Source organism: Paenibacillus sp. FSL R5-0473 (assembly GCF_038004565.1).
In the GTDB taxonomy this organism is placed as follows: Bacteria; Bacillota; Bacilli; order Paenibacillales; family Paenibacillaceae; genus Paenibacillus; species Paenibacillus amylolyticus.
In genome coordinates this window covers 3,794,848-3,818,400 of sequence record NZ_JBBORL010000001.1, presented here as the reverse complement: position 1 = coordinate 3,818,400, position 23,553 = coordinate 3,794,848, and the positions used below count along the sequence as shown (strand labels likewise).

The following is a 23,553-nucleotide window of genomic DNA, read 5'->3' as shown; positions in this document are numbered from 1 at the left end:
AGCGGCGGCTAGTGGTAATTACATCTACGGAGCGGGAGAGGATAGGCTGTGCGTTTAGTACATATAAACTTATTGCAGCCTGGCATGAAGCTGGGGAAACGTATTTATAGTGAAGAAGGCCTTGTATTACTTAGTGAGGATGTAGAGCTAACCAGTCGATTGATTGGACGCCTTAAGGATCTCGGAGTCGGTTATGTGTATATTAAAGATGCTGCGACAGAGGACATCATTGTTCCTGAAATGTTGCAGGAAGAGACCCGAAGGAAGGCACTGGTAGAGATCAAGCAGCAATTTCAGAGCATGTCGGGAATGAAAACGAAGAATCGGATTCCTCATTTCGGTAAAGCGCTTAGTGGTGTGATGAATGCGATTCTGGAAGACATCGGCAGTCAGAAGGAAGCCATGATTATGCTGATGGACATGAACTCCAGTGATTTTGACCTGTATAATCATTCGCTGAATGTATGTGTGTATACACTGGTTCTTGGTGTCGCTTCGGGTTACACACGCCAGCAATTAATGGAGATTGGTCTGGGTGCCTTATTGCATGATATTGGCAAGACACAGATTGCACCAGAAATTCTGCATAAGCCTTCCAGATTAAGTGACGAGGAATTTAAAATCATTCAGCAGCACACTACATATGGACATCGTATTCTCAAAGACGAACCAGGTATACCGCTTCTATCTGCACATTGTGCATTGCAGCACCATGAGCGAATTGATGGCAGCGGATATCCCTTTGGGCTGAAGGATAAAGAGATTCATGAGTATGCCAAGTGGATTGCGCTTGCTGATTCGTATGATGCCATGACAACGAATCGAGTCTACAAGCAAGCCTTGCTGCCACATCAGGCCGTAGAGGTGCTGTATACGGGCTCAGGAACACTTTATGAACAACGAATGCTGGAGAGATTCAGGGATTGTGTAGCGATCTACCCCGTGGGTCTATCGGTCACGCTCAGTACGGGAGAGGTTGGGGTGGTCGCAGCGATTCATCCACGTGTTCCTCAACGTCCACTTATCCGGGTGCTCAAGGATGCCGACGGCCAGACCTTATCTTCGCCCTACGAAATTAACCTGTCTACAGCACTGTCTGTTATGATCACAGGTGTAGAGGGTCTGGAGGATACACCTTCATCTGCCCAAAGGGAACGGTTGGAAAGCTGAACAAGCTTAGAAATGATTAGCGCTCATGTCGTAATATCGGGGCCGTTTCGTGATTCGGCCCGGAGTTACCTGAGTGTTTTTTGTCATGTAATGGACAGGGTCTACGTATGCCGGAGCATTCAAAATTGTGCTATGATAAAAGATAACTCCAAAAAGAGAAACACAAGTATGATGTAAATAAAACTTTTTAGGTTAATAAAAGGAATAAGGTGAAGAACAATGACCATGCTAAACTCAGGATCGGTACAACCGATGCCTTTATCTCCGACGAATGATCCGTGGGATCCGATTGGCTCTCTGCGTACATATGGACGCCATGTGTTGACCAGTGTAGAAATGACTGTGACACATCTGTGCAACATGCGGTGTGAGCACTGTGCCGTAGGAGATATGCTTACGATGCGTGAAGCGCCGGCTCTTCCATTACCGCTGATGCTGAAACGATTGGATGAAGTGGAGCATCTGCAGACGATTAGTCTGACGGGTGGCGAGCCAAGCTTTAGCCAGAAAACAGTGGATGAGATGATTATCCCACTGCTCAAATATGCCAAGGAACGTGGAATCCGTTCTCAGATCAATTCCAACTTAACGCTGGATATCAGCCGATATGAGCAACTTTTGCCGTATCTGGACGTTATGCATATCTCATTCAACTACCTGAATGCTGACGATTTCCATCAAGTCGGATTTGCGAATAGTGGCAGACCTGTGAAACGTGAAGTCGCGGTGAAGATGTATGAGAAAATGATTGAAAATTCCCGCAAATTAAGTGAAGCAGGCATGTTTATCTCTGCCGAGTCCATGATTAACTTCCGTACACACGACAAGCTGGATGGTATTCATCAATTGATTCGTGAGATGGGCTGTGTTCGTCACGAAGTGCATCCAATGTATAATTCGAACTTTGCTTCGTCGTTGCCCGTGTTATCACTGGACCATATGAGAGCAGCGATACATCGTTTGCTTGATGCACGTGACAAAGATATGTGGATGCTCTTTGGTACTCTTCCATTCTTCGCGTGCAGTGCTGCAGAGCAGGATCGAGAACTGATCAATCGACTATACAGCGAACCAAATGTGACGGTGCGTAATGATCCGGATGGACGCAACCGCGTTAACGTGAACATGTTTACGGGCAATGTATATGTGACGGATTTTGCGGACATCCCGGCGTTTGGCAACATTCGTGATCGTAAACTGGATGATGTGTTCCATGAATGGTCAGCTGAACATCCGTTGAATCAAACGGTCAATTGCCATTGCGATATCGCATCCTGTTGCGGACCAAACCTGCTGGTGGCAGATATGTATTACAAGGGTGTGGATTTCAAATCGAGAAAGGCAATCACACGTTGATATTCCAGGTGTATTCCTGAAATAGATAGAAAAGGGGAGTTTCAACTTGGATATTCATACCGAATTTCATCTTGGGCAGCTGGTATTTAATCTGGTCTGTGTCTTTTTGCTCGTATTTTTGAATGGCGTATTTGTCGCAGCGGAATTTTCGCTTGTGAAAGTAAGGCAGACACGCTTAACTCAATTGCAGAGTGAAGGAAATCGTATGGCGGGTTATGCACTGAAGGTGAATAGTAAACTGGATTCCTATCTATCGGCAACTCAGTTCGGGATTACGCTGACATCGCTTGGACTCGGGTGGCTGGGAGAACCGGCCATCTCCGAATTGCTCGTTGAGCCACTCATGTTTAAACTTGGTGTAGGAGATACAGGGCTTATTTCGACCGTGTCGGTCATTATCGGTTTTTGTATCATTACGTTTCTGCATATTGTGCTGGGTGAGCTTGCACCTAAATCGTTGGCAATTCAAAAAACAGACGGAGTGGCATTGTTTTTATCTGCGCCCTTGCTGTTGTTCTACAAAATCTTCTTCCCGTTCATCTGGGTACTGAATGTATCGGCCAATGCATTGCTGCGTCTGGCGGGTATCGAACCTGCCAGTGAAGGCGAAGCTCACTCGGAAGATGAACTTCGTATTTTGATGAAGCAGAGTGCCAAAAGTGGTGTCATCGATAAAGATGAGATCAAACTGATGGACAACATCTTTGATTTCTCCGATATGTTGGCACGTGAAGTGATGCTGCCACGCACAGACATGGATTGTCTGTACACACATATGTCTTTGGAAGAGAACCTGGAGATCATTAATGCAACCAAACATTCCCGTTATCCCGTAGCAGTAGAAGACAAGGATGAGATCATTGGATTTATACACATCACCGATCTGTTGCTGGCTAAACCGGAGCAACAACATGATCTGGCTTCACTTGTCCGTCCAATCTTAAACGTTCCTGAATCGATGGAAATCAGCCATGTGCTGCGTCTCATGCAGAAGAAACATTCACAGATGACGCTGGTTGTGGATGAATATGGCGGCACAGCTGGATTGCTGACCGCGGAAGAAATTCTGGAAGAGATCGTTGGAGACTTGTATGACGAGTTTGAGGATGAGCGTCCGCATATGGAACGGAGTGGAGATTCATTTTCCGTTGATGGTCGTTCGCTTATTGAAGAAGTTCATAAGTGGACTGGAGCCATCATTGAGGATGAAGAAGTGGATACAATCGGCGGATGGTTGTTTAAAGAGCTTGGGGGCAATCCAACTAAGGGGAAAACGCAGGAGCTGAATGGGTACGTTTTTGAAGTGGAAGAATCGACTCGTTTGCGAATTACCCGTGTTCGAGTGTACAAGCAATCTGTCCCTCAAGACATGAATTCGGAAGAAAAACCAGCAGAATAGAACTCGTTGCAGGAGTAAGATAAGACGAGTAAAAGTATGAAATGATGCAGATTACGAAGATCTGCCAGGATGTAAGACCTTTGGACGTTACCTGAAAGGGGAACGAACCGAAGGTCTTTTTTTATTTTAGAGAAAATTTGGAGAAATTCTGCACATAGTTGAAACGAATTTCGGATTAACTTCGGGGACAGCGTCATATGGATATAGAGACGGGAAGCGGGAAAGAACTCAGTGTTATTCAATATGCACCAACGATGTAATAAGGAGGCGTTGTTTTGTGAAAGATCCGCAGCTTCGTGCTTACGCCCCTTTTGTGGGGCCGTTTGATCCTTGTCCGCCGGTAGCGATTCGGACGTATCTGGTACCTCCGCAGTTATTTATTCCATTTCAGCCCATGGGCTGGCCGCAGTACAGCCCGGCGGAAGCGTTGAGATTGGGAACCTTATGGCCTGCATTATACAGCCCTTATACACCAGCTAGATCGAAGGGAAGGAAGGTGCAAGTGGATGGAACCTGAAGTGCCGAAACCCTGTGACGCTAAATACTACGAATTGCTTGAAGAACTTCAGGCGCTGGATTTCGTGTTGGTGGAACTGAATCTGTACCTGGACACCCATCCGGGAGACTTCCAAAGCATTGAGCAGTACAACAAGTTCAGCCAGGAGCGAATGAGGGTAGCCCATGAATTTCAGCAGTTGTACGGACCGTTGATGAACTTTGGGCATGCTTTCTCCAAGTATCCTTGGGAATGGTCTCAGACACCCTGGCCATGGCAAGTGTGACACATCAGCCTCAGGCTTCCTTGCAGGACTTTAGGGACAGGAAGCCCGAGGGTTAGAAGAAGGGCTGTATTTTAATAACGTAGAGGGAGGCGTCTTACATGTGGGTGTATGAGAAAAAACTGCAATATCCCGTAAGGGTTAGTAAATGTGATCCTCGTATGGCGAAATTGCTGATGGAACAATATGGCGGTGCCGATGGAGAGTTGGCCGCTGCCCTTCGATATCTGAATCAGCGTTATACGATTCCAGACAAGATTATCGGTCTGCTGACGGATATTGCTACAGAGGAATTTTCTCATCTGGAGATGATTGCCACCATGATCTACAAGTTGACCAAGGACGCGTCGGTGGATCAATTGGAAGAAGCGGGACTTGGGCCGAACTATGCTCAACGCGATTCTGCCTTGTTTTATACCAATTCCTCCGGTGTACCCTTTACAGCTGCCTACATTGCTGCGAAGGGTGATCCAATTGCGGATCTGTACGAGGACATTGCAGCAGAAGAGAAAGCCCGGGCTACATATCAATGGTTGATCGACCTGACCGATGACGTGGATCTGCAGGATAGTCTGAAGTTTCTGCGGGAACGGGAGATTGTGCATTCTCTAAGATTCCGCGAAGCCGTGGAGATTCTGAAAGACGATCGGGATACGAAGAAAATTTTCTGAATATTTGATATCGAGGCAGAAGTTCAGCAGTCCAGTAGGGCTGCTTTTTTTGTATGAAAAGATAGTATTACTAAATAATTCATTTTAAAATAAAATTACATATAATTATATAATTTACAAATATTGTTGTTAAATGTACTCGCATACTATACAATGAAATTGTAGTTAAAAACTCTATTTAGGAGATGATCATTTTGAGACTTAGTAAAGTTCTTATGTTGACTGCATGTTCCTTTATTCTGACCACTTCCATTTCAAGTGGAGGCGTGTCTGCGGCAAAAGTTCAACCGAATACCAGTACAAATGTATCAGACGTAGTATCTCCTATGCTTGAAAGTAAATTTTTTTCTGTAGTGCATTATTACCCTGTAGGTTTTGGAGTACCGAAATATCTTACGGACTATATTACGCCAGATGGCTATGTAGGAACCTTGGTGTTGGTTAGTTATCATACTGTGGATGGAATTGTTGCTGCAAGATACGAAGGGACCGTTTACAGATAATCAGAAATGGTAGATTAAACCTTCTAGTATTTAAATTCTTATAACAACGCATTTATAATAAAATTGAAAGTAGCAGTTCCAAGATAAAATAATTTGGACTGCTACTTTTCATTTTTAAATCATATTTATTGTGTAATAATATGTAAGTGGTGCTTTTCACAATTATAGATGTTTAATCTCCAATGATAGGGGAGAAAAAGGAAAAAATAAAACCATCCCCGGTATACTACTGGGATGGTTTTATTGGATTTTGAAGTGTATACCTAATATTCAACTACCATGGCAACATTTTGCCACCCGGCTCCAACGGTCCAGAACAGAACTTTGTCACCACGCTGAATCTGACCGGTTGTAACCGCTCGATGTAATGCGATAAATGGACTGCTGGTTGAGGTGTATCCGAACTCATCTCCGATATAGACGGCAATATCATCACCAATGCCGACGTTCGCGGATACAGCCCGAATGTTACTAATGGATAGCTGGGAGAAGCAGGCGGCTCTGATCTCGTCTGGTCCAATCTCGTTACGTATCAGCAAGGTACGAATGGACTCTGAAGCAGCATCCACACAGATGGAATCATCAAATGGGATGAATTTCACATGAAAAGCACCCGCATCTACACCCGTTTTGCCCAGCTTTGCCAAGCCTTGTGCAGGAAAAAGAGAATTACCATACACACAGGTATCCGTCTGATAGATTGAATCTATGAAACCGACAGCATGTTCATCCCGCTCTACAATAACCGCCGCTGCTGCATCACCGAAATTGGCGAAGTACACAGGATCATCGGGACTGGCGTGAGGAGCTACGTAATCCGAGCCGATGATTAATGCCCGGCGAATTCGAGGATTGCCCAGCATCTGCCGGCTAACCTGTTCGAAAGCAGCGGTCATGCCTGCACAGTTCGCGTTACTGTCAATACAGATCGTGTGAGAAGCTCCGTTAATCAGGCGATGGATCATCAGGGAATTCGTAGGAAAGATGTATTCTGGCGTTTGGCTTGCATAAGCAATCAGATCAATATCTGCACCGGTGAGTCCGGTTTTCTCCAGTAGGTTACTGGCTGCCTCATAGGCCATGCTTAGTGAATTTTCGTCATCGTTGTCAATTTTATAACGTGTATCACGACCAAGTGCCTGTAACAATCCACGAATATCTACACCTCTTGCATCAAAATGTTCAATATAAAAATCATTGTGCACCTTGGTTGCTGGATGATAGATATCGATATCTACAATACGAATTCCGGCCATCTTCATTCTCCTCTTGAGCGGAAGGGTGAATTCACAGCTTGTCCGCCTGGTTTATTAAGTGGTAACGGTAGATATGATTTCGAGATTGTCCAGACCGACTGACCGGCCGAGCCGGGACAATTGCATTTTTAGAATCGCGTTGTTCTCGAGGGTCAACACGACTTTTTTATATTCATCTTTTTTGAACAATTGAAGGCAGCCTTCCAGAAGAGGAACAATCTCCGGAGCAGTAACATTCAACTTTTTGCAATCGATGTTCAGGTCATACTCCTTGGTGTTAATAGAAGCGATCGTATCCTGATAGGCCGAGATGGAACGCAAACCGTCTTCTTGAGAGAAAGAACCCTCCAGTTCAATGTTTAACACCTTGTTTGGAACGTCAGTCTTCAGAATGAAATTTCCCATGTTTGATCTCTCTCCTTTAAATGAGTTAAGGCTATCCTGTTAGTGGATACACAGCCCATTGGGCCTCTGCCGAAAGCTTCTAAGATGCGAGCTGGTTCGAAGGATAATTTAACCATATTATAAAGGTAGGAATGTAAAAAGATCAATAAAAAAGTCGAATCATGTATAAAAATGTAGAAAAGTGAATTACTGTATTTCGTCCAAGGTGGCAAGCAAAATATTAAATGCACTTATAATGCGTGGAGCACCCACACATGGCGCCAGATGTAGCAATATTCCCTTGAGCTGGTCCACCGTCACTCCCACGCTTAGAGCCATCGTGTAATGTACGCCCAATTGTTCATACTGTCCTTGGGTGATCAACGAAGAGATGATAGCAACTTCCTTCCATTGATCCGTAATCGTGGTGCGCTGAAAAATATCCCCGTACGCCGTCCCCATAATAAATTCCGATAATTCGGGAAAATGTTCTTTGATGGGTGCTAGAGCTCTTGCGCCGTACTCACCAGATAGTTTCGCGAAACGGTCTAGTCCCTGAGCTACATTTTCACTCATGATATGCTCCTCCTAATTCAAATTTACAGTGCGGTGAGCTGTGGGTGGAATTTCATCTCGATCGGTCAGAAGCTCTATAACAGTTACCTGATTCAACGTCTGGGCTGTGTTCAGCGCAGATGAGAATTCAGCAAGAGTTTCTGCTCGAAACGCAACCGCACCGAGAGATTCGGCAAATTTGGCAGCATCCATAGGAACTTCATATAACGTGCCATCAATTCTGCCTGTTGTTTTTTCCATTCCTTTGAGTGCCATGTCCAGTTGTTTGTTGTTAACGACAATGAAGATGACGTTCAGATTGTTGCATACTGCGGTATTGATCTCCGTCCCCAGCATCATGAAACATCCATCCCCGGTGATACATACAACGGTCTCTTCAGGAGAAGCGGCCTTTGCACCTATCGCCATACCAATGGCGTTCCCCATGCAGGCAAAGTAAGCGTCAAACACAAAGCTTCCTGGTTTCTTGACTTTATATCGCTGAACCGCATGAAATCCATGGCTGCCATCATCAACAAACAACTTATGATCGTACGGAAGCAGATCGCTCATTCCGTCTAGTACAGAAGCCAGAGACAGTTGGGGGAGATCTGGTAAAGGGACAGTGTAATCCATCGGTGCCGTGGTTCTCACAGGAGTAGGGAGGTCTTCTAATGTGCCCAGCCAATATTGCAGGTTGTCCTTCAAATCACCGGTGATGTGTAAGGTTTGAGCGCTCAGAATCTTGCCTACAAATGTAGGATCAGCGTCAAATTGAATGAGGTGTGCCGTGTGATGTTCAGGCTTCAGATTGCAGAGGGTCATGTCACTTAGACGTGAACCGAGTACGATATAAAGGTCACTTTGGTTCAACATGTCGTCTGCATGTGGGAAACCTCCAACACCACAAGGTCCATGGTACAGGGGATGGTCCCACGCAATCGCTCCTTTTCCACCAGGAGTAGTAATGACGGGAATGTTGAACGATTCGGCCAATTGAAGCAATTCATCATGGGCTCTGGCGCGACTTACACCTTTACCAGCAATAATTAAAGGGCGATTGGATTGTTGAATGAGAGGAAAAATGCGATTCAGATTAGATACGCTAAGCAGAGGTTCCGGTTCGGGAATGACAATCCGGCATTGGGATAACAATTCGGTCTGTACGTCAAAAGGAATACAGAGGTGAACAGGGCCTTTATTAGGGCCGAGTGCAATGGAAAGGGCATGATTCAGCAGTGTGCCGAAGTGGTCTCCACGCTCAACCAGTTTGCTGAATAGCGTAGCAGGCCTGAACATTTCGGCCAGATCAGCCAGATAAGAAGAAGAATCCTGACACTGGGGGAGCCCCAGTTCCTGAATGGATTGATGACCCGTAATAAATAGTACAGGCAGATTGTTAGCCTTTGCATGGGCTGCTGCAGTAAGCAGATTGGTTCCGCCTGGACCGGATGTGGCAAAGGCAACGCCGAGTTTACCTGTCTGTAATGCATAACCGGATGCGGCAAAACCTGAGCTGGATTCATGACGGCCTGGAATAAACTCTAATCCGTAATCCACCATTTTCAGTACAGCAGGACAGATGGATTTACCAATAATACCAAAGACATGAGTAACGCCTAGATTACGCAGAGTTTCTGCCAAATAGTCCGCAACTGTTCTCATGCGGGACACCTCGCTTCATGAAATAGGTTATTAGAACCATACGCATATTCCATTTATTGAATGCAAGTTACAGTCTAAGGTTGTAAGAGGAAATATTCATTGTTATTAGGAAGAGTATCTTTTTTTGTGGTTTTTTGTCAACCTGTTTTTGTGAGTCTAAATTCCTGATTCTTAAGTTGGTAACGCTTTAAGTATTGCTGGATAAAGTAAAAATAATTGGTTATATATCCCTGCAACGAATTACCCAATCGCAACAAAGTTACAAATAATGTAAAATAATGACTGTAAATGATGAATTTCAGACTCTAATAGCGACTTGAAAGCTAGAGATTTATCTTTTTTCGTATCAATGCATCGCATTCGCAATTCTTTGCTTTCTGCTATACTGGAAAGGAATTGGGAGGGGATGGAATGACAGTCATCAAGATGGCTCTGATTGGGCTGGGTAAAATGGGATTACATATGGTTCATCTAATCGAGAATACAAAGATGGACACGGAGATTGAGATTGTAGCGGTGTGTGATGCGAATGAGGAAGGTTTGGCGTCTTTTGCAGCTTCTCATCGGGGAGTTAGGACGTATACGGACTACAAGCAATTGATGAATGAACATCAGATTGATCTGCTGTATATTGCAGTTCCGCCGAAATTTCATTATCCGATTGTCATGGAAGCACTGGAGCGCAAAATTCATGTGTTCTGTGAGAAACCGCTTGCCAATAGTGTAGAAGAAGCCAAAAAGATGCTGGAGGCAGCAGAGCAGGCGGGCGTTGTTCATGCCATCCACTTCTCGATGCCGCATGAACCTTCCGTGCTGAAGTTGCAAGAGATGATTGAGCAGGGTACAGTGGGGACAATTCGCAAAATAGATCTCATTTTGCAATTCCTGCAGTGGCCACGATCATGGCAACAGAATGCATGGATTACGAGCCGGGAACAGGGTGGATTTATTCTTGAAGTAGGGATTCACTGGATTCATATGATTCAAAAGGTGTTTGGTGCCATCCGGGTTGTTAGCACTCAGGTTCAATATCCTGAGAATGGTGACTGTGAACTAGAAGTACAGGCTGCAATGGAACTGGAAGACGGAACCCGAATTCAGCTGAACGGCATCTCTCAATTTGCCGGGGAAGAACGTGTATCCATGGTGGTGTACGGTGCGAAGGGCACGATTGCCTTGGAAAATTGGGAAGAATTGAAGACGGGCCTGGTGGGACAGCCACTTTCTCCAGTGGAAGTGCTTGAATCCGCCAGTGAATTGCCGGTTCTTAAACATGTCATTGCCCGTATACAAGGCAAACCAGCTAAGATATATGATTTTAACGATGGGTATCAGGCACAATTGATACTTGAAGCGCTACGGAACACGGAACAATCGAGATAAGAAAAGGAGTACTTAGGTTTTTTCATATGAGGTGCCCGGTGCACCTTTTCCTGATTCAGTTCTCCTTAACACAAAGAAGCATCGCAGAGGCTCGGGTGAGTCTGTCTGCGATGCTTCTTTCCTTTGATATATGTTCATGATACAGCTATTTAGATACTCGATCAGTATGTTGATTCAGTTCAAGCCAGCTTGAATTGCTTAACCAGCTGATCAAGTGCATCGGACATTTCATTCAACTGCTTGGACGTGTCAGACATTTCCTGCAGAGAAGCAAGTTGTTCCTCCGTCATCGCAGATACTTCTTCCGTGGCTGATGCAGTATCTTCCACAACAGCCGATACTTCATTAATGGACTTCATCACAGCCTCACTACCGGAAGTTAACTCCTCGACAACAGCAGATACCTCCAGAACTTCACCACTGAGGTTATGAATATGCTGAGTAATGGTTGAAAAAGCATTACCTGCATCCTCAATGGTCCGCAATCCTTCATTCACATGTAGAGTGCTCTCATCAACCACCTGCACCGTACTTTGAACACCTGCTACCACGGTTTCCAATATACTTGTAATCTCTTTGGCTGATGTTGCACTTTGGTCTGCAAGATTGCGGATTTCCGCAGCAACGACAGCGAATCCGCGTCCATTTTCCCCAGCGCGGGCAGCTTCGATTCCGGCGTTAAGTGCAAGCAGATTGGTTTGTCTCGCAATACCTGACATTGAATCTGCAATGTTGATCACTTGATCAGACATCTTCGAAATTTCATTAATGGCTTCCTGTACAGAGAGGAAGGATTGCTCAATGGAACTCATTTTACCTACAGCATTATCAATGCGCTGTTGCCCATCCACAGCAATGGATTCGGTACGAACTGCACGGCCTGCCACATCACTTGCCGAGGAGGCGACACGATTAAGCCCGTTGAGGGATTGCTGCATCGCAGCTACCATGGTTTGCGTAAGAGCAACCTGTTCATCAGCGCCTTCAGCGACACGTTCCATGGCAGTGGCAACTTCTTTTCCTGCAAGATGGCTATCAGCAACCCCTTTATCCAATCGATCCGAAGCTGTGCTCAGAATCATGGCATTGCTCTGAACGTCCAGCATCATTTGCTGCAAACCAGTGAGCATTGTATTGGCTGCCTCCGCGAGTTCACGAGTTTCATCTTTCATTGGCGTAGCGATTCTCAGTGTCAGGTCACCATTGGAAGAACCGATGTCATTTAATGCCTGCTTTACGGTACGAATGTTTCTAACAATGGCACGTGACAGGACCAAAGCAGTGATGAACGAGATAATGGCCACAACGATAAGTGCCCCATACAGTTCCAAGTTCAGTAGTGTGTTTTTTTGCTTCAGTGCTTCTGTACGGTTATCGGTTAACGTATGCTCGTTGGTTCGAAACGTATCGAGAGCAGTCCGAATCTGGTCCATGTCTCTTTTACCTGGATCATCTGCGAAAAAATCTCGAATGGCTTGCGTATTATTTGCTTGGCGAAGGGCGACCATAGGTTCACCAGCGACCTGGACCCAGTTCTCCATATTAGTATGTATGTCTTCCAAAAGTGCAAGTTGAGCCGGATTATCCGAAATTAAAGCAGCAAGTTCATCTCTGAGTGTAATAAGTTGCTCTTTTCCTTGGGTGTAGGGATCGAGATAGTTGTCCTGACCCGTGATGATGTAACCGCGTTGACCTGTTTCCATATCTACCATGTTTCTTTCGAGTTCATAGGTGAGGGCGTGTACCCTCATATCGTGATCGACCAGAAAATCCAGTTCCCGTTGGAGCTGACTTGTGCTGTTCTGAATCAGCAGGATGCAACCAGCCAGTACAGCCAGTACGAGTAAATATCCTAATCCGATCTTATAAAAAATCTTAAAGGTCTTTCGCTTTTTCATGTTTGTTATTCCTCTCTATGGGGTATATGTAGTTGTCGAAAAAAACGGAAATGTGATAATTGTAGGTCTTTAGATTAGGTGTCTAAAGAACTATTTTTTAGTATTATACGTAAAGGAACTTCTTTTGTATATAGTTTGTTTAACTACAATATAACGTTTGGTTGATGTTGTATAAGGTTGGGGTTGATGATCTTTTACAATCGTTGGTTTACACGTTCAAACGTTATGTTTATCATGGGAAGGGAACGATTCCAATTACATATACAATATCCCAATCCGAAAGGAACATTGGACATGAATAAAGAGAAGGTATTGCTCAAACCGGAAGCGATGATTTTTGACATGGATGGTACGCTGTTCCAGACAGAGACCCTGTTGTTGCCAGCTTACCAGCAACTATTTGATACATTGCGTGCCGAAGGGCACTTTGAAGGAGAAACTCCACCCGAGGAACGGATGCTGGGAAGTTTGGGCATGTTGCTCGAAGATATATGGAAAGTGGTTATGCCTGAGGCGTCGGAAGCGGCACATCGCCGTGCAGACGAACTGTTGCTTCAACTGGAGATTGAGGGGCTTGATCAAGGAGGTTCCCAATTGTATCCTGGGGTGAAAGAAACGCTGCAAGCATTAAAACAACAAGGAGTGCGTCTTTTTGTCGCAAGTAACGGGCTGGAGGACTATGTGAAGGGTGTGGCGTTTGCACACGAGATTATGCCTTTCTTTGAAGGGGTATACAGTGCAGGCCAGTACAAGACTCCTTCCAAGATTAATCTGGTGCAGATCCTGCTTGAGAAACATCGTATTCAGGACGCATGGATGGTGGGGGATCGCTCTTCTGATGTGGAAGCGGGTAAAATGAACGGTCAGGCGGTCATCGGCTGTGCCTATGCCGGGTTTGGTCGTGATGAGGAGCTTGCAGGCTCAGATGTGCTCATCTCTGATTTTACAGAACTGCTGCGTCTGTATGATGAAGCAGAGTAGCCTCTACGCCGTATACGTATCCTGAGATTTAAGATTACGAACCACATGATATGAACCTGTAGACTCAACGGAAATTCGTTGAATACAGGTTTTTTTGTATGATCATGCAGTCACATTCTCCCCTGTAGAAAGTTGATTTCCCTATCCCGCTTTCCTCCATATTCCCTCTATACTTCATTCAAAAGCTATAGGGGGTCCGATTCTGGTGAAACCATCCAAAATACATGCCTATATGTTCATCTTTCCAAGTCTTTTTTTAACTGTTGTATTCGGGATCTATCCGCTGTTATGGGCGCTGCGTTACATGTTCTATGATTATCAAGGCATCGGGACGCCTGTCTTCATCGGACTTGATAATTTTGGACGAATTTTGCGTGACGGCCAATTCTGGGATTCAGTAGGCAACACGGGTGTGTATGCCCTGGGCAAACTCGTCGTTACGATTCCACTGTCGTTAACTTTGGCGATTATTCTGAATCGCAAATGGAGAGGGCGATCCCTCTTTAGGGCGATCTATTATCTTCCCACTATTTTTAGCGCTTCGGTCATGGCGATTGTATTTTTTATTATTTTCAACTCCTATAACGGAATATTGAACCAATTACTGCTTAAGTATCATGTGATCTCCGAACCGATCGGCTGGCTGGGAGCTGAGCATGCTATGCTGACGACCATTATCATTGCCATCTGGGGTGCTGTGGGGAACTATATGTTGTTGTTCATTGCCGGTCTCCAGAGCATTCCCGAAGAGCTCTACGAGGCGGCATCACTGGATGGAGCCAGTGAGTTTCAGAAGCTGCGTAATGTGACGATTCCTTTGCTTGGTCCTGTTCTGCAGATGATTATCATGCTGGCGATTACCACGGCGCTGAAAGGTTACGAGAGTATTATGGTGCTGACCGAAGGGGGGCCGTATGGCAAAACAGAGGTGATGTATCTGTATTTGTTCAAACTGTTGTTTCCCGTGTCGGCTGACACACAATCACTCCAGCAGCTCGGTTATGGCAGTGCAGTCGGTTTCACAACGGCTCTCATCGTAGGGGCTGTGACGCTCATTTACTTCCAGATATCCAAAAAGCTCAACGATGTCTATTAAAAGGTTGTTCAAAAAGTCCGGTTTTGATTACGAATCATGCTTAGCAGCATCATCAGCATCGAATATGAAATTCAGCCGAAATGTCCGTTGCTCACGTAGTTTTCCCTACGCTCTGCTACTCCATTTCTAGCTTCATTCCATCTTCTCGGTACTGAAAAACAGACTTTTTGAACACGTATAAAATTATCAGGAGGAAACGATGATGACTCAAAACGTGCTTGCGCCCTCAGGGTCTCCCCAACTCATTCGCTGGACCAAACGAACGGTACTTTGGTTGTTTTTGATCGCAATCGCTCTGCTGTCGCTGTTCCCCATCATACTTGTATTGCTCGGTTCCTTCAAAACAAACCAGGAATTGACCGGAGGAGCTACCATCTGGCCGAAGATTTGGCAGTTCTCCAACTATGCTCAGGCTTGGAAAACCGCCAATTTTTCGGGTTTTACGATGAACAGCGTGTTTGTTAGCATCAGTACAACAGTTGGCACACTGCTGGTAGCTTCGATGTCAGCCTACGCTGTGGATCGAGTGAATTTCAAAGGGAAAAAGGGGTACACCCTGCTCATGGCATCCACTCTGTTTATTTCCATAGGCGCGGTTGTGCTGCGTCCGCAATTTGACCTCATGGTCAAGCTGGGGCTGAATACCACGTTGTGGGGCGTTATTATTATATTGATCAGCGCACACGCTGCCACATACTTTATTCTGATTGGTTTCTTCAAGAGCATCCCGCGCGAACTGGATGAAGCGGCGATGATTGATGGCTGTAATTTTTTCACCACATACTGGCGAATTATTCTTCCACTCCTGCGGCCCGGACTCGCCGTTGCAGGTCTGGGTGTATTCCAGAGTTCATGGAATGAATATATTCTTCCTTTTGTGTTCACCATGAGCAATCCGGACTTGCAGACTTTGCCGGTTGGGCTGGCTAATCTGCGATATGGCATCGGAGCTGCGGCTGAGGTCCAACTGATGATGGCCGGAGCCTGTCTGTCCATTTTGCCACTGCTCATCGTTTATATTTTTGCCAACAAATCATTCATGCAGGTGACCTTGGGAGCTGTGAAAGGATAGGCGTGAGCACAATCATGGAAACGGTTTTACGGGTTATTCCACTGTGCTATACTCATTTTAATTCACAGCGGACGGGCCAAGCCGTGTTCAAGGAGCGAGCGCCGATGATATTCAACTTTTATAAAATGTCCCTGAAAAAAAGAATACAGCTGCTGTACATTTTTCTCGTTGTCTTGTGCATCAGTGTGACCGGGATATGCTCTTATCTCTTTGCTGCACGAAGCATTGAGCAGAATGCACTTGAACTGAAACAAAGCATTCTGAACAAATCAGTGCAGGTTATGGATGAACATCTGAGGCACATTGTTGTATCCTCTTTTTCTTTTATGCTCAATGAAACGTTCACCCAGGTCATGAAGGACGTGGGAAAAAATAACACATCTCATTATTATCAGAATCTCTCGCTGCTGCAAACATCGTTTGCTCAATTGAAGCTCGTAGAGCCACTGATTGATACCGCATATCTGACAACACCCATCGGTGATTTTTTCTCGACCAAAGATTTTCCGAATCACAATAACTCATTCAACAAGGAATACGGACGCTACGTGAAGCTGCAAGGCTGGAATACGATGTGGTTTGGTTCACATCAGAGTGAATTGTTCCAATCCCAAGGAAATGTGTTATCTCTGTTGCTCAAACCTATTGTGATCGATAATCATACCTATTCGAATGTATATATGGTCGTCAATATGAAGGAAGAGGCGATGCGAGACATTCTGACGCAGGATCTCATGAATAACCAGATTCAACTGTTTTTGCTGCACAAAAACGGAAATGAAGTCATTCGGCCCAGGTCCCGAAATTACGATTTTATTATGGAGCCTGACTTTACCCAACAGTTTAGCCGTGGCGATGCTGGGGATTTTACCTACAGGAACGATCAGGGGGAGGACATGCTTGTTAACTATTCGGCATTGTCGATGAACGAGGATTGGGTCATGGTAAGTGTACAGTCCAAGGCTGACTTGTTGTCCCCCCTACAAAAGATACGCTGGCTGATCATCCTGATCATGTTGTTTTGCATTTTGCTCGCACTCGGGTTGTCCAAGCTGCTGGCCTCCGCTCTGTTGAAGCCACTGAACAAACTGCGACGCTTGATGGTTGAGGTGGAGTCCAATGATCTGGATGTACGGTTTCGCAGCAAGTATGACGATGAAGTCAGCGCTGTAGGGCATCGTTTCAATCGGATGTTGGACCAGATTCAGATTCTGTTTGAAGAAGTACGGACAACGGAGCAAGACAAACGGCGGTTTGAAGTCAAGGCGCTTCAGGCGCAGGTTGATCCTCATTTCCTCTACAATACGCTTAATACGATGTTCTGGAAAAGTGAGAGCGGAGAGAAGAAGGATGTAAGTGAGATGATCGTCTCCTTATCCTTGTTATTCCGTCTGGGACTGAATGATGGGAAAGACATCACCAGTGTGGAGCAGGAGATCAAACATGTCGAACAATACATGCAGCTTCAGCAAAAATGTTACGAGGATCTGTTCGTTTATCGGATTGAAGTGGGGGACCCGTCTTGTTACGCTGTTGATATTTTAAAAATATTACTCCAGCCCTTGGTCGAGAATTCCATCCTGCATGGATTCAATGACAAAGAAGATTTGGGTGTTATCCTGATCCGCATTGATCGTCAGGGTGACACACTACGGCTGGAGGTGGCTGACAATGGATGTGGTATGGATGTAGCCAGCATCTATGCTGAGGATGTTCCTGACGGGGGACGCAAAGGTTATGCCCTATCCAATCTCCATGGCAGATTAAGCCTGCACTATGGGGATGTGGCCTCAATTGTATTTCATAGCAGTACAGATGTGGGAACAACGGTTGTTATCACGATTCCGATCACCTGAGGAGGGGCAGTATGGGCCAATTGACGATGTGTGTTATGGATGATATCCAGGCAGTTGTAAAGGGCATATCTTCAACTATTCCGTGGGAAGATCATCAGGTTCGGATTGTAGGCACGGCGAGCAATGGAGAGCGCGGTTGGTCCTTGTTGCTGGAGCAGCAACCCGACATCGTGATTAGTGATATCAGGATGCCCAAGTTGAGCGGGCTGGAGCTAATGAAGCGGGCATTGGATGCCGGACTGCGAGCCAAATTTATTTTCATCAGTGGTTATTCGGATTTCCAATATGCACAGGAGGCCATCAAGCTGGGTGCATCCGATTATTTGCTCAAACCGTTTACCCCTGAAGAAATACTCGGTGCGGTGTTGAAGGTAAGACAGGTGATTAAGGAAGAACAGGCACAGTGCAAGCAGTTGGAACAGCTGGAGCAGAAGGTGGAGAGTAGCAGCCAGTATGAGCGTCACAGCTATCTACTGGGCTTGTTGCGTCATGAAATCGGGGGATTCCTGAATGAAAGCCGCTGGAACGAGTTGCATATTGATCTCGATTCCTCCAATCTTCTCGTCATGGTCATTGAGGTGGATGGTTATACGCGGTATGGATACACGATGCATCTGGATGCCGAAATCGTTCCTTTTGCGGTCCAAAATATTGTGGAGGAAACCATAAATCGTTATACCAAAGGCGTTGTTTTACGGGAAAACCGATACCGGCTTGCAGCCATATTGAACACACCAAGCCAGATCGACGTCTCCGAGCTACTGGAGCAATGCCGCCAAAATGTGGAGCGATTCAGCAAAAAAACAGTCTCGATTGGTGTGGGTACGATTGCCCGCAGACCACAGGAAATCTGGACGTCCTACGCACATGCAGATCAGGCGATATCCTATCGTTTTTACAGTGAAGGCAATTGCATCCTCCAGTATGCTGAACTGGAAAATCAGGCCTGTGTGGCTCCGATATATCCTCTGGAGAAGGAGAAAGAGCTTTTTTACGCCCTCAAATGTGGTAATGAGAGCACCTGTCACCGCATCATTGATGAAATTCTCGAAGAATGGCAGGTTTCCGAAGGTTTTCCCGAGCCACTCACGATGATTCGTTTGCTGTCTGGACTTGCTTTTGCCATCTACCGTGCCTTTTGTGATGAGATTACAGCAGAGGAACGCTTGCGTCTGGAGGCCGACCTGACAGTGCTTGAGGCGATGCGTTCCTTGACGTTTGAGGGCTGGAGGGGATATATCAAACATTTTAGCAGTATGGGTTGCGAGATTATGGACAAAAAACGACTCACCGATGTCAAACAGGCGATTAGCAAGGCGCAGGAATATATCAGTCTGAATCTTGCAGAAAATCTGACGTTGCATGCCTGTGCCCAATCCGTACATTTAAGTCCGAGTTACTTTGCCAATGCCTTCAAAAAGGAAACGGGCATAACGCCGATTCAATATATTACTAAGATGAGGATGGAAAAGGCCAAAGAATTGCTGGTTGCAGGTGTACAGGTGCAAGAGATCTGCCAGAGGCTGGGTTATGAGGACAGGCCTTATTTCAGCGGTTTGTTCAAGAAATATTGCGGCATGACGCCAACCTGCTTCCGGCAAATGTATGAGAACTGAAAACAGATACGGATCGTCATTTTTCCCACCATGCAAAGTTAGAATGTCCCTCACCTCCATGAAAGCGTAGCGATTATCATTACGTTAACGGATAACTCAAACAGGTTGTCCAGACAAGCATAAGGGGGCATATCAATGGTTAAAAAGTGGATGGTGACTACGCTAAGTGCATTGCTGGCGCTAAGTTTGGCAGGTTGTTCTGCTGACAGTGGTACTTCGGCAAATAGCGAATCGGGGACCAGCGGGGAGAATGCCGGAGGGAAAACCAAAATCATATATTGGACACCGGACCGCCATGATGCTGATTTTATGAAATCCAAGATCGATGAGTTCAACCGGACGAACAAGGACAACATTGAAGTGGAGATGACCGTGATGGGGGACAACTATCCACAGGCGGTCGATATTGCTTTTGCCAGCAAGCAGGCACCCGATGTGCTGCAAGTTAATGATTTTCAGACGTATTATCAGAAGGGGTATCTCGCCCCGATCGATGGATACATGAGTGATGAGATGAAGGCCGTATTTAAAGACAGCTTGATTGAAAATAAAAACACGATTGATGGAAAAATATATTCCCTCCCCAATACAGGGCAGGTCTGGCGGCTTGTTTATAACAAAGATATTTTCAAAAAGGCAGGGATCGAGAGTCCGCCAAAAACGTTGGCTGAGATGGTTGCGGATGCCAAAAAAATTACCGAAGTTGGTAAAAGTGAAGGCATCTATGGCTTTGCCAGCCCATTCAAGAGCAGCAGCGGCTTCTGGAGAGCAGCCAATACGATTGCAGGTGCAAGCAATAATGTTGGTATTGATGGTTACAACTACAAGACTGGTCAATTTGATTTTGGGATGTACAAGGATATCGCAATGGCGCTTCGTCAGATGAATCAGGATGGCAGCATGCTGCCAGGGGTTGAAAGTCTGGACATCGATCCACTCAGAGCCCAGTTTGCTCAAGGCAAAATCGGAATGTACATTAACCACTCCGGTGAACCAGGAGTATATAAAGATCAGTTTCCTACAAAAGAAAATTGGGCAGCCGCTCCTGTACCAACTAATGATGGAACGATCAAGGGCGCTTCACAAGTCATCGGGGGCTCCTACATCGGCATCAATGCAGATTCTGCCAACAAGGAAGCGGCATGGAAGTTTATGGAGTATGTGTACAGCACAGATCTTCAGAGTGAGTATTACGAAAAAGGATACGGAATCTCACTGATTCCTGCTGTACTAAGCTCTGACAAAAAACCAAGCATTCCGGGCATTGAAGGTTTCCTGCCCAAACGTTATGATGCCATTTTCCCGGCAAATCCAAGTGTGGTAACCGAGAGTTCACTGGAAGGCACCAAATGGAGTGAGGCTTTTTCAATCTTTGTATTCACGGGTGGCGATCTCGATGCTGTGATCAAGGATCTGGATACAAGGTACAATGCAGCTCTGGAGAAAACCAAAGCAGCAGGGCTGACCAACATAACTGCTGATCCATCGTTTGATTCTTGCAAACTTCAGGGTAAATTGTCCACAGAAGACTAATAAACGTTCATAGCGGCCGTGGTTTAACTACTTCGGTCGCTTATTCACAAGGAAAGGGGAAAGCAAAATGATTATTAATCATGCGTCTATCGATGCACATATCGTGAACGAAACGAGTTCCCGCAAGATCTTGGGTATGGGCGGTACATTAATGATGGTGGAGGTTACCTTTGCTAAAGGTGGTATTGGAGAAGTTCACTCCCATGATGCGCACGAGCAGGTCAGTTATATCGTCAAAGGCAGCTTTGAGGTTCAGGTCGGTGAAGAAACTCGCATCTTAAAAGCAGGGGACAGCTTTTATGCCGGTTTTAACGTCCCGCATGGGGTTAAGGCACTGGAGGACTCCGTCATTCTGGATGTGTTTACCCCGTTCCGTCAGGATTTTCTTGAGGCGTCCCAATGAGCGATTTTTACCTTTCGGCAACGGACCTGCAACGGGCTGCCCAATATTATGAAAAACATTTTCCGGAAGAAGCCCGAAATTCGCTCACGATTGCCAATCGTGCCATCCTGAATGAATTTATCGTTCCTTATACCAACGATCTGAATCGCTGGATTCCGATGGGGACACCCGTGAACTGGCTTCACAACCCGACCAATGATCTGGAGTTCACATGGGGCATCAATCGACACTGGCATATGCTCGATCTGGGCAAGGCGTATCTGATGAAGGGCAATCCGCTATATGTAACAGCATTTATTGACCACTTCCGTAGCTGGAGACAGCAAAACCCGGTATCTGTAAATCTGGTTTACGACGAGGCTGTGTTCTTTCAAAAACCCGGTCCGTGGCGCCTGCTGGAGACGGGACTACGTGTGCAGTCCTGGATATCGGCATATAAATATATGGAAGCGAGTTCACTGATAGACGAAGGCTTTCAGGCGGAGTTTCGACAAGGTCTGGACGAGCACGCCGAGTTTTTGACCCGTTACCTCGGCAGCACGGAAATAAATCATGCCATTATGCATATGCAAGGGTTGTTCATGATCGCTACGTTCTACCACCAGCACCCGCGAAGTCCATACTGGCGTCAAGTGGCGATGGAACGTCTTGAGCTGTGTTTGTTGCATCAGTTGGGTGAAGAAGGGATACAGGTTGAACTGACAACACATTACCACAATGCCAGCATCGAAATGTTTGGCACCCCTTATCGATTGGGTGAGATTTCAGGACATCCTTTCTCGGCATGGTATGCCCGCTGTCTACGCCAAATGGCCGCATTTACTGAGGCGCTGATCCGACCAGATCATCAGTCTACCGGTATTGGTGATTCGGATTGGGTTGGCGATGGACGACAACGACTGACCCTGCTTGGAGCGATCCTGGACGATGATGATTTGATGGCTCGCGGAACGGATAGCTCGGAGTGTCTCTGGTTGCTGGGTGTGGAGAAATATGAGCGATGCCTCAGACTACAGGCTTCTTCTTCTCCGGTGTTGTCGAGCCGAGCCTTTCCGCAGACAGGATATTATGTCATGAGGGACAAGTATCAATATCTTTTTTTTGATGCGGCTGCCATGGGCGGAGCACACGGACATGCGGATGCGCTGAATGTGGAGTGGATGTGGAAGAACCAGCTTTTCTTCACGGACACCGGACGTTATACGTATGAAGAAGGGAAATGGCGTCGGTATTTCAAAAGTACGCGGGCGCACAATACCGTCACGGTGGATGGTCTGGATCAGACACCTTATCTCTCCACACAGCAATGGGGTGAACCGGAGGCTCAGGCCACAACGCTACGTTGGGAGAGCAATGACAGCTATCACTTCATTGATGCTTCACAGGATGGATATACACATTTGCCAGATCCAGTTACACATCGTCGGTGGATGCTGGCAGGGGTGGAGATCCCTATACTATTAATTGTGGATTGGCTGGAGGCAGAAGCAGAGCATACTCTGGAGCAACGTTTTCACCTGCATCCGCAAGCGGATATTGCGTTGAGAATGAATGAAGCTGGAGAAATGACGGCGGATATGAGCTATGAGGCATCTTCCATAACGCTGACGATGCAATGGGTTACGGCAGGCATCGGGAAGGGAGCCTTCGCGTTGACGGAGCAGCCCGGCTGGGTATCTGAGGTGTATGGTTCCAAGTCGGAAACATCGGTCATCCAGGGCAAGACTGATTTCTCGGGTAAAGTGGGTATTCTGACGTTGTGCCTCCCCGCGGATCATACAGACCAGGTTACACGTGTAACCACATGCCAACTGGAACCTGACCTGATGAGATTGGCATTATCTTATGTGCAAGGTGAGGAAAAAGGGTATATTGTGATTGACCACGACACGCTGCAATGGTCGAAAGAACAGAAATAAAAACAGTGAAGCAGGAGCAGATGCTCGCACTTGGCGAACATAGACTCCTGCTTTTTCT

General features: G+C 46.0%; 21 protein-coding genes. 16 read left to right on the top strand and 5 right to left on the bottom strand.

Annotation, left to right across the window (positions count from 1 at the left end; translation table 11 throughout):
- Positions 1-48: 48 nt before the first annotated feature.
- The 7 genes from MKY28_RS16570 (at position 49) to MKY28_RS16540 (ending at position 5,878) form a co-directional block, all read left to right on the top strand.
- A complete protein-coding gene (locus MKY28_RS16570) occupies positions 49-1,170 on the top strand; it encodes an HD-GYP domain-containing protein (protein ID WP_338708275.1) in 1,122 nt (373 codons plus the stop codon).
- Positions 1,171-1,389: 219 nt separating this feature from the next.
- Complete coding sequence (yfkAB, locus tag MKY28_RS16565; RefSeq protein WP_155985059.1) at positions 1,390-2,526, top strand: radical SAM/CxCxxxxC motif protein YfkAB; 1,137 nt, start codon at positions 1,390-1,392, stop codon at positions 2,524-2,526.
- A gap of 46 nt (positions 2,527-2,572) precedes the next feature.
- Entirely contained in the window at positions 2,573-3,925 is a 1,353-nt protein-coding gene (locus MKY28_RS16560; protein ID WP_017689527.1) for a hemolysin family protein, read from the top strand.
- A 277-nt stretch (positions 3,926-4,202) separates the two neighbouring features.
- Positions 4,203-4,442, top strand: a complete 240-nt coding sequence (locus MKY28_RS16555) for a spore coat associated protein CotJA (RefSeq protein WP_338708277.1) — start codon at positions 4,203-4,205, stop codon at positions 4,440-4,442.
- A complete protein-coding gene (locus MKY28_RS16550) occupies positions 4,432-4,707 on the top strand; it encodes a spore coat protein CotJB (RefSeq protein ID WP_036609910.1) in 276 nt (91 codons plus the stop codon). Before MKY28_RS16555 ends, MKY28_RS16550 begins: the two co-directional genes overlap by 11 nt.
- A gap of 98 nt (positions 4,708-4,805) precedes the next feature.
- Positions 4,806-5,375 (top strand): manganese catalase family protein, encoded by a 570-nt coding sequence (locus MKY28_RS16545; protein ID WP_101313332.1) that lies wholly within the window; start codon positions 4,806-4,808, stop codon positions 5,373-5,375.
- Between the two features lie 194 nt (positions 5,376-5,569).
- A complete protein-coding gene (locus MKY28_RS16540) occupies positions 5,570-5,878 on the top strand; it encodes a hypothetical protein (protein ID WP_076327012.1) in 309 nt (102 codons plus the stop codon).
- Between the two features lie 263 nt (positions 5,879-6,141).
- On the opposite strand, the gene MKY28_RS16535 is transcribed toward MKY28_RS16540, so the two are convergent.
- From MKY28_RS16535 to MKY28_RS16520, 4 genes are all read right to left on the bottom strand, one after another.
- Positions 6,142-7,134, bottom strand: a complete 993-nt coding sequence (locus MKY28_RS16535; protein WP_076252338.1) for a 3-oxoacyl-[acyl-carrier-protein] synthase III C-terminal domain-containing protein — start codon at positions 7,132-7,134, stop codon at positions 6,142-6,144.
- Positions 7,135-7,188: 54 nt separating this feature from the next.
- Complete coding sequence (locus MKY28_RS16530; RefSeq protein WP_036609902.1) at positions 7,189-7,539, bottom strand: hypothetical protein; 351 nt, start codon at positions 7,537-7,539, stop codon at positions 7,189-7,191.
- A gap of 186 nt (positions 7,540-7,725) precedes the next feature.
- Positions 7,726-8,094 (bottom strand): carboxymuconolactone decarboxylase family protein, encoded by a 369-nt coding sequence (locus MKY28_RS16525; RefSeq protein WP_340936416.1) that lies wholly within the window; start codon positions 8,092-8,094, stop codon positions 7,726-7,728.
- Between the two features lie 12 nt (positions 8,095-8,106).
- Complete coding sequence (locus MKY28_RS16520; protein WP_340936415.1) at positions 8,107-9,738, bottom strand: thiamine pyrophosphate-binding protein; 1,632 nt, start codon at positions 9,736-9,738, stop codon at positions 8,107-8,109.
- Between the two features lie 411 nt (positions 9,739-10,149).
- Between MKY28_RS16520 and MKY28_RS16515 the strand changes: the two genes are divergently transcribed.
- Positions 10,150-11,121 carry a Gfo/Idh/MocA family protein gene (locus MKY28_RS16515; protein WP_340936414.1) on the top strand — a complete coding sequence of 324 codons (972 nt, stop codon included), beginning with the start codon at positions 10,150-10,152 and terminating at the stop codon, positions 11,119-11,121.
- Positions 11,122-11,300: 179 nt separating this feature from the next.
- Here MKY28_RS16515 and MKY28_RS16510 read toward each other — a convergent pair whose 3' ends face one another.
- Complete coding sequence (locus tag MKY28_RS16510; RefSeq protein WP_100529464.1) at positions 11,301-13,019, bottom strand: methyl-accepting chemotaxis protein; 1,719 nt, start codon at positions 13,017-13,019, stop codon at positions 11,301-11,303.
- Positions 13,020-13,313: 294 nt separating this feature from the next.
- Between MKY28_RS16510 and MKY28_RS16505 the strand changes: the two genes are divergently transcribed.
- From MKY28_RS16505 to MKY28_RS16470, 8 genes are all read left to right on the top strand, one after another.
- The gene (locus tag MKY28_RS16505) at positions 13,314-14,000 is read left to right on the top strand and encodes an HAD family hydrolase (RefSeq protein ID WP_036610980.1); all 687 of its coding nucleotides are present in this window, start codon (positions 13,314-13,316) and stop codon (positions 13,998-14,000) included.
- Positions 14,001-14,205: 205 nt separating this feature from the next.
- Entirely contained in the window at positions 14,206-15,096 is an 891-nt protein-coding gene (locus MKY28_RS16500; protein ID WP_340936412.1) for a carbohydrate ABC transporter permease, read from the top strand.
- A gap of 202 nt (positions 15,097-15,298) precedes the next feature.
- Positions 15,299-16,168, top strand: coding sequence for a carbohydrate ABC transporter permease (locus tag MKY28_RS16495; protein WP_076327005.1), 870 nt, complete (start codon positions 15,299-15,301; stop codon positions 16,166-16,168).
- A 104-nt stretch (positions 16,169-16,272) separates the two neighbouring features.
- Positions 16,273-18,024: a sensor histidine kinase gene (locus MKY28_RS16490; protein ID WP_340936411.1), complete on the top strand. Its 1,752-nt coding sequence runs from the start codon at positions 16,273-16,275 to the stop codon at positions 18,022-18,024.
- Positions 18,025-18,035: 11 nt separating this feature from the next.
- Positions 18,036-19,640, top strand: a complete 1,605-nt coding sequence (locus MKY28_RS16485) for a helix-turn-helix domain-containing protein (protein ID WP_340019892.1) — start codon at positions 18,036-18,038, stop codon at positions 19,638-19,640.
- Between the two features lie 135 nt (positions 19,641-19,775).
- A complete protein-coding gene (locus MKY28_RS16480; protein ID WP_340936410.1) occupies positions 19,776-21,173 on the top strand; it encodes an ABC transporter substrate-binding protein in 1,398 nt (465 codons plus the stop codon).
- A 67-nt stretch (positions 21,174-21,240) separates the two neighbouring features.
- Positions 21,241-21,576: a cupin domain-containing protein gene (locus tag MKY28_RS16475; RefSeq protein ID WP_036669940.1), complete on the top strand. Its 336-nt coding sequence runs from the start codon at positions 21,241-21,243 to the stop codon at positions 21,574-21,576.
- Entirely contained in the window at positions 21,573-23,495 is a 1,923-nt protein-coding gene (locus MKY28_RS16470; protein ID WP_340936409.1) for an alginate lyase family protein, read from the top strand. The genes MKY28_RS16475 and MKY28_RS16470 overlap by 4 nt, the downstream gene beginning before the upstream one ends.
- The last annotated feature ends 58 nt before the right edge of the window (positions 23,496-23,553 follow it).

What these genes read in the sequence shown, in the direction of transcription:
- yfkAB (WP_155985059.1), top strand. Translation starts at nt 1,390, where the DNA reads ATGACCATGCTAAACTCAGGATCGGTACAACCGATGCCTTTATCTCCG.
- MKY28_RS16550 (WP_036609910.1), top strand. Translation starts at nt 4,432, where the DNA reads ATGGAACCTGAAGTGCCGAAACCCTGTGACGCTAAATACTACGAATTG.
- MKY28_RS16545 (WP_101313332.1), top strand. Translation starts at nt 4,806, where the DNA reads ATGTGGGTGTATGAGAAAAAACTGCAATATCCCGTAAGGGTTAGTAAA.
- MKY28_RS16535 (WP_076252338.1), bottom strand. Translation starts at nt 7,134, where the DNA reads ATGGCCGGAATTCGTATTGTAGATATCGATATCTATCATCCAGCAACC.
- MKY28_RS16530 (WP_036609902.1), bottom strand. Translation starts at nt 7,539, where the DNA reads ATGGGAAATTTCATTCTGAAGACTGACGTTCCAAACAAGGTGTTAAAC.
- MKY28_RS16525 (WP_340936416.1), bottom strand. Translation starts at nt 8,094, where the DNA reads ATGAGTGAAAATGTAGCTCAGGGACTAGACCGTTTCGCGAAACTATCT.
- MKY28_RS16520 (WP_340936415.1), bottom strand. Translation starts at nt 9,738, where the DNA reads ATGAGAACAGTTGCGGACTATTTGGCAGAAACTCTGCGTAATCTAGGC.
- MKY28_RS16515 (WP_340936414.1), top strand. Translation starts at nt 10,150, where the DNA reads ATGACAGTCATCAAGATGGCTCTGATTGGGCTGGGTAAAATGGGATTA.
- MKY28_RS16510 (WP_100529464.1), bottom strand. Translation starts at nt 13,019, where the DNA reads ATGAAAAAGCGAAAGACCTTTAAGATTTTTTATAAGATCGGATTAGGA.
- MKY28_RS16505 (WP_036610980.1), top strand. Translation starts at nt 13,314, where the DNA reads ATGAATAAAGAGAAGGTATTGCTCAAACCGGAAGCGATGATTTTTGAC.
- MKY28_RS16495 (WP_076327005.1), top strand. Translation starts at nt 15,299, where the DNA reads ATGACTCAAAACGTGCTTGCGCCCTCAGGGTCTCCCCAACTCATTCGC.
- MKY28_RS16490 (WP_340936411.1), top strand. Translation starts at nt 16,273, where the DNA reads ATGATATTCAACTTTTATAAAATGTCCCTGAAAAAAAGAATACAGCTG.
- MKY28_RS16485 (WP_340019892.1), top strand. Translation starts at nt 18,036, where the DNA reads ATGGGCCAATTGACGATGTGTGTTATGGATGATATCCAGGCAGTTGTA.
- MKY28_RS16480 (WP_340936410.1), top strand. Translation starts at nt 19,776, where the DNA reads ATGGTTAAAAAGTGGATGGTGACTACGCTAAGTGCATTGCTGGCGCTA.
- MKY28_RS16475 (WP_036669940.1), top strand. Translation starts at nt 21,241, where the DNA reads ATGATTATTAATCATGCGTCTATCGATGCACATATCGTGAACGAAACG.
- MKY28_RS16470 (WP_340936409.1), top strand. Translation starts at nt 21,573, where the DNA reads ATGAGCGATTTTTACCTTTCGGCAACGGACCTGCAACGGGCTGCCCAA.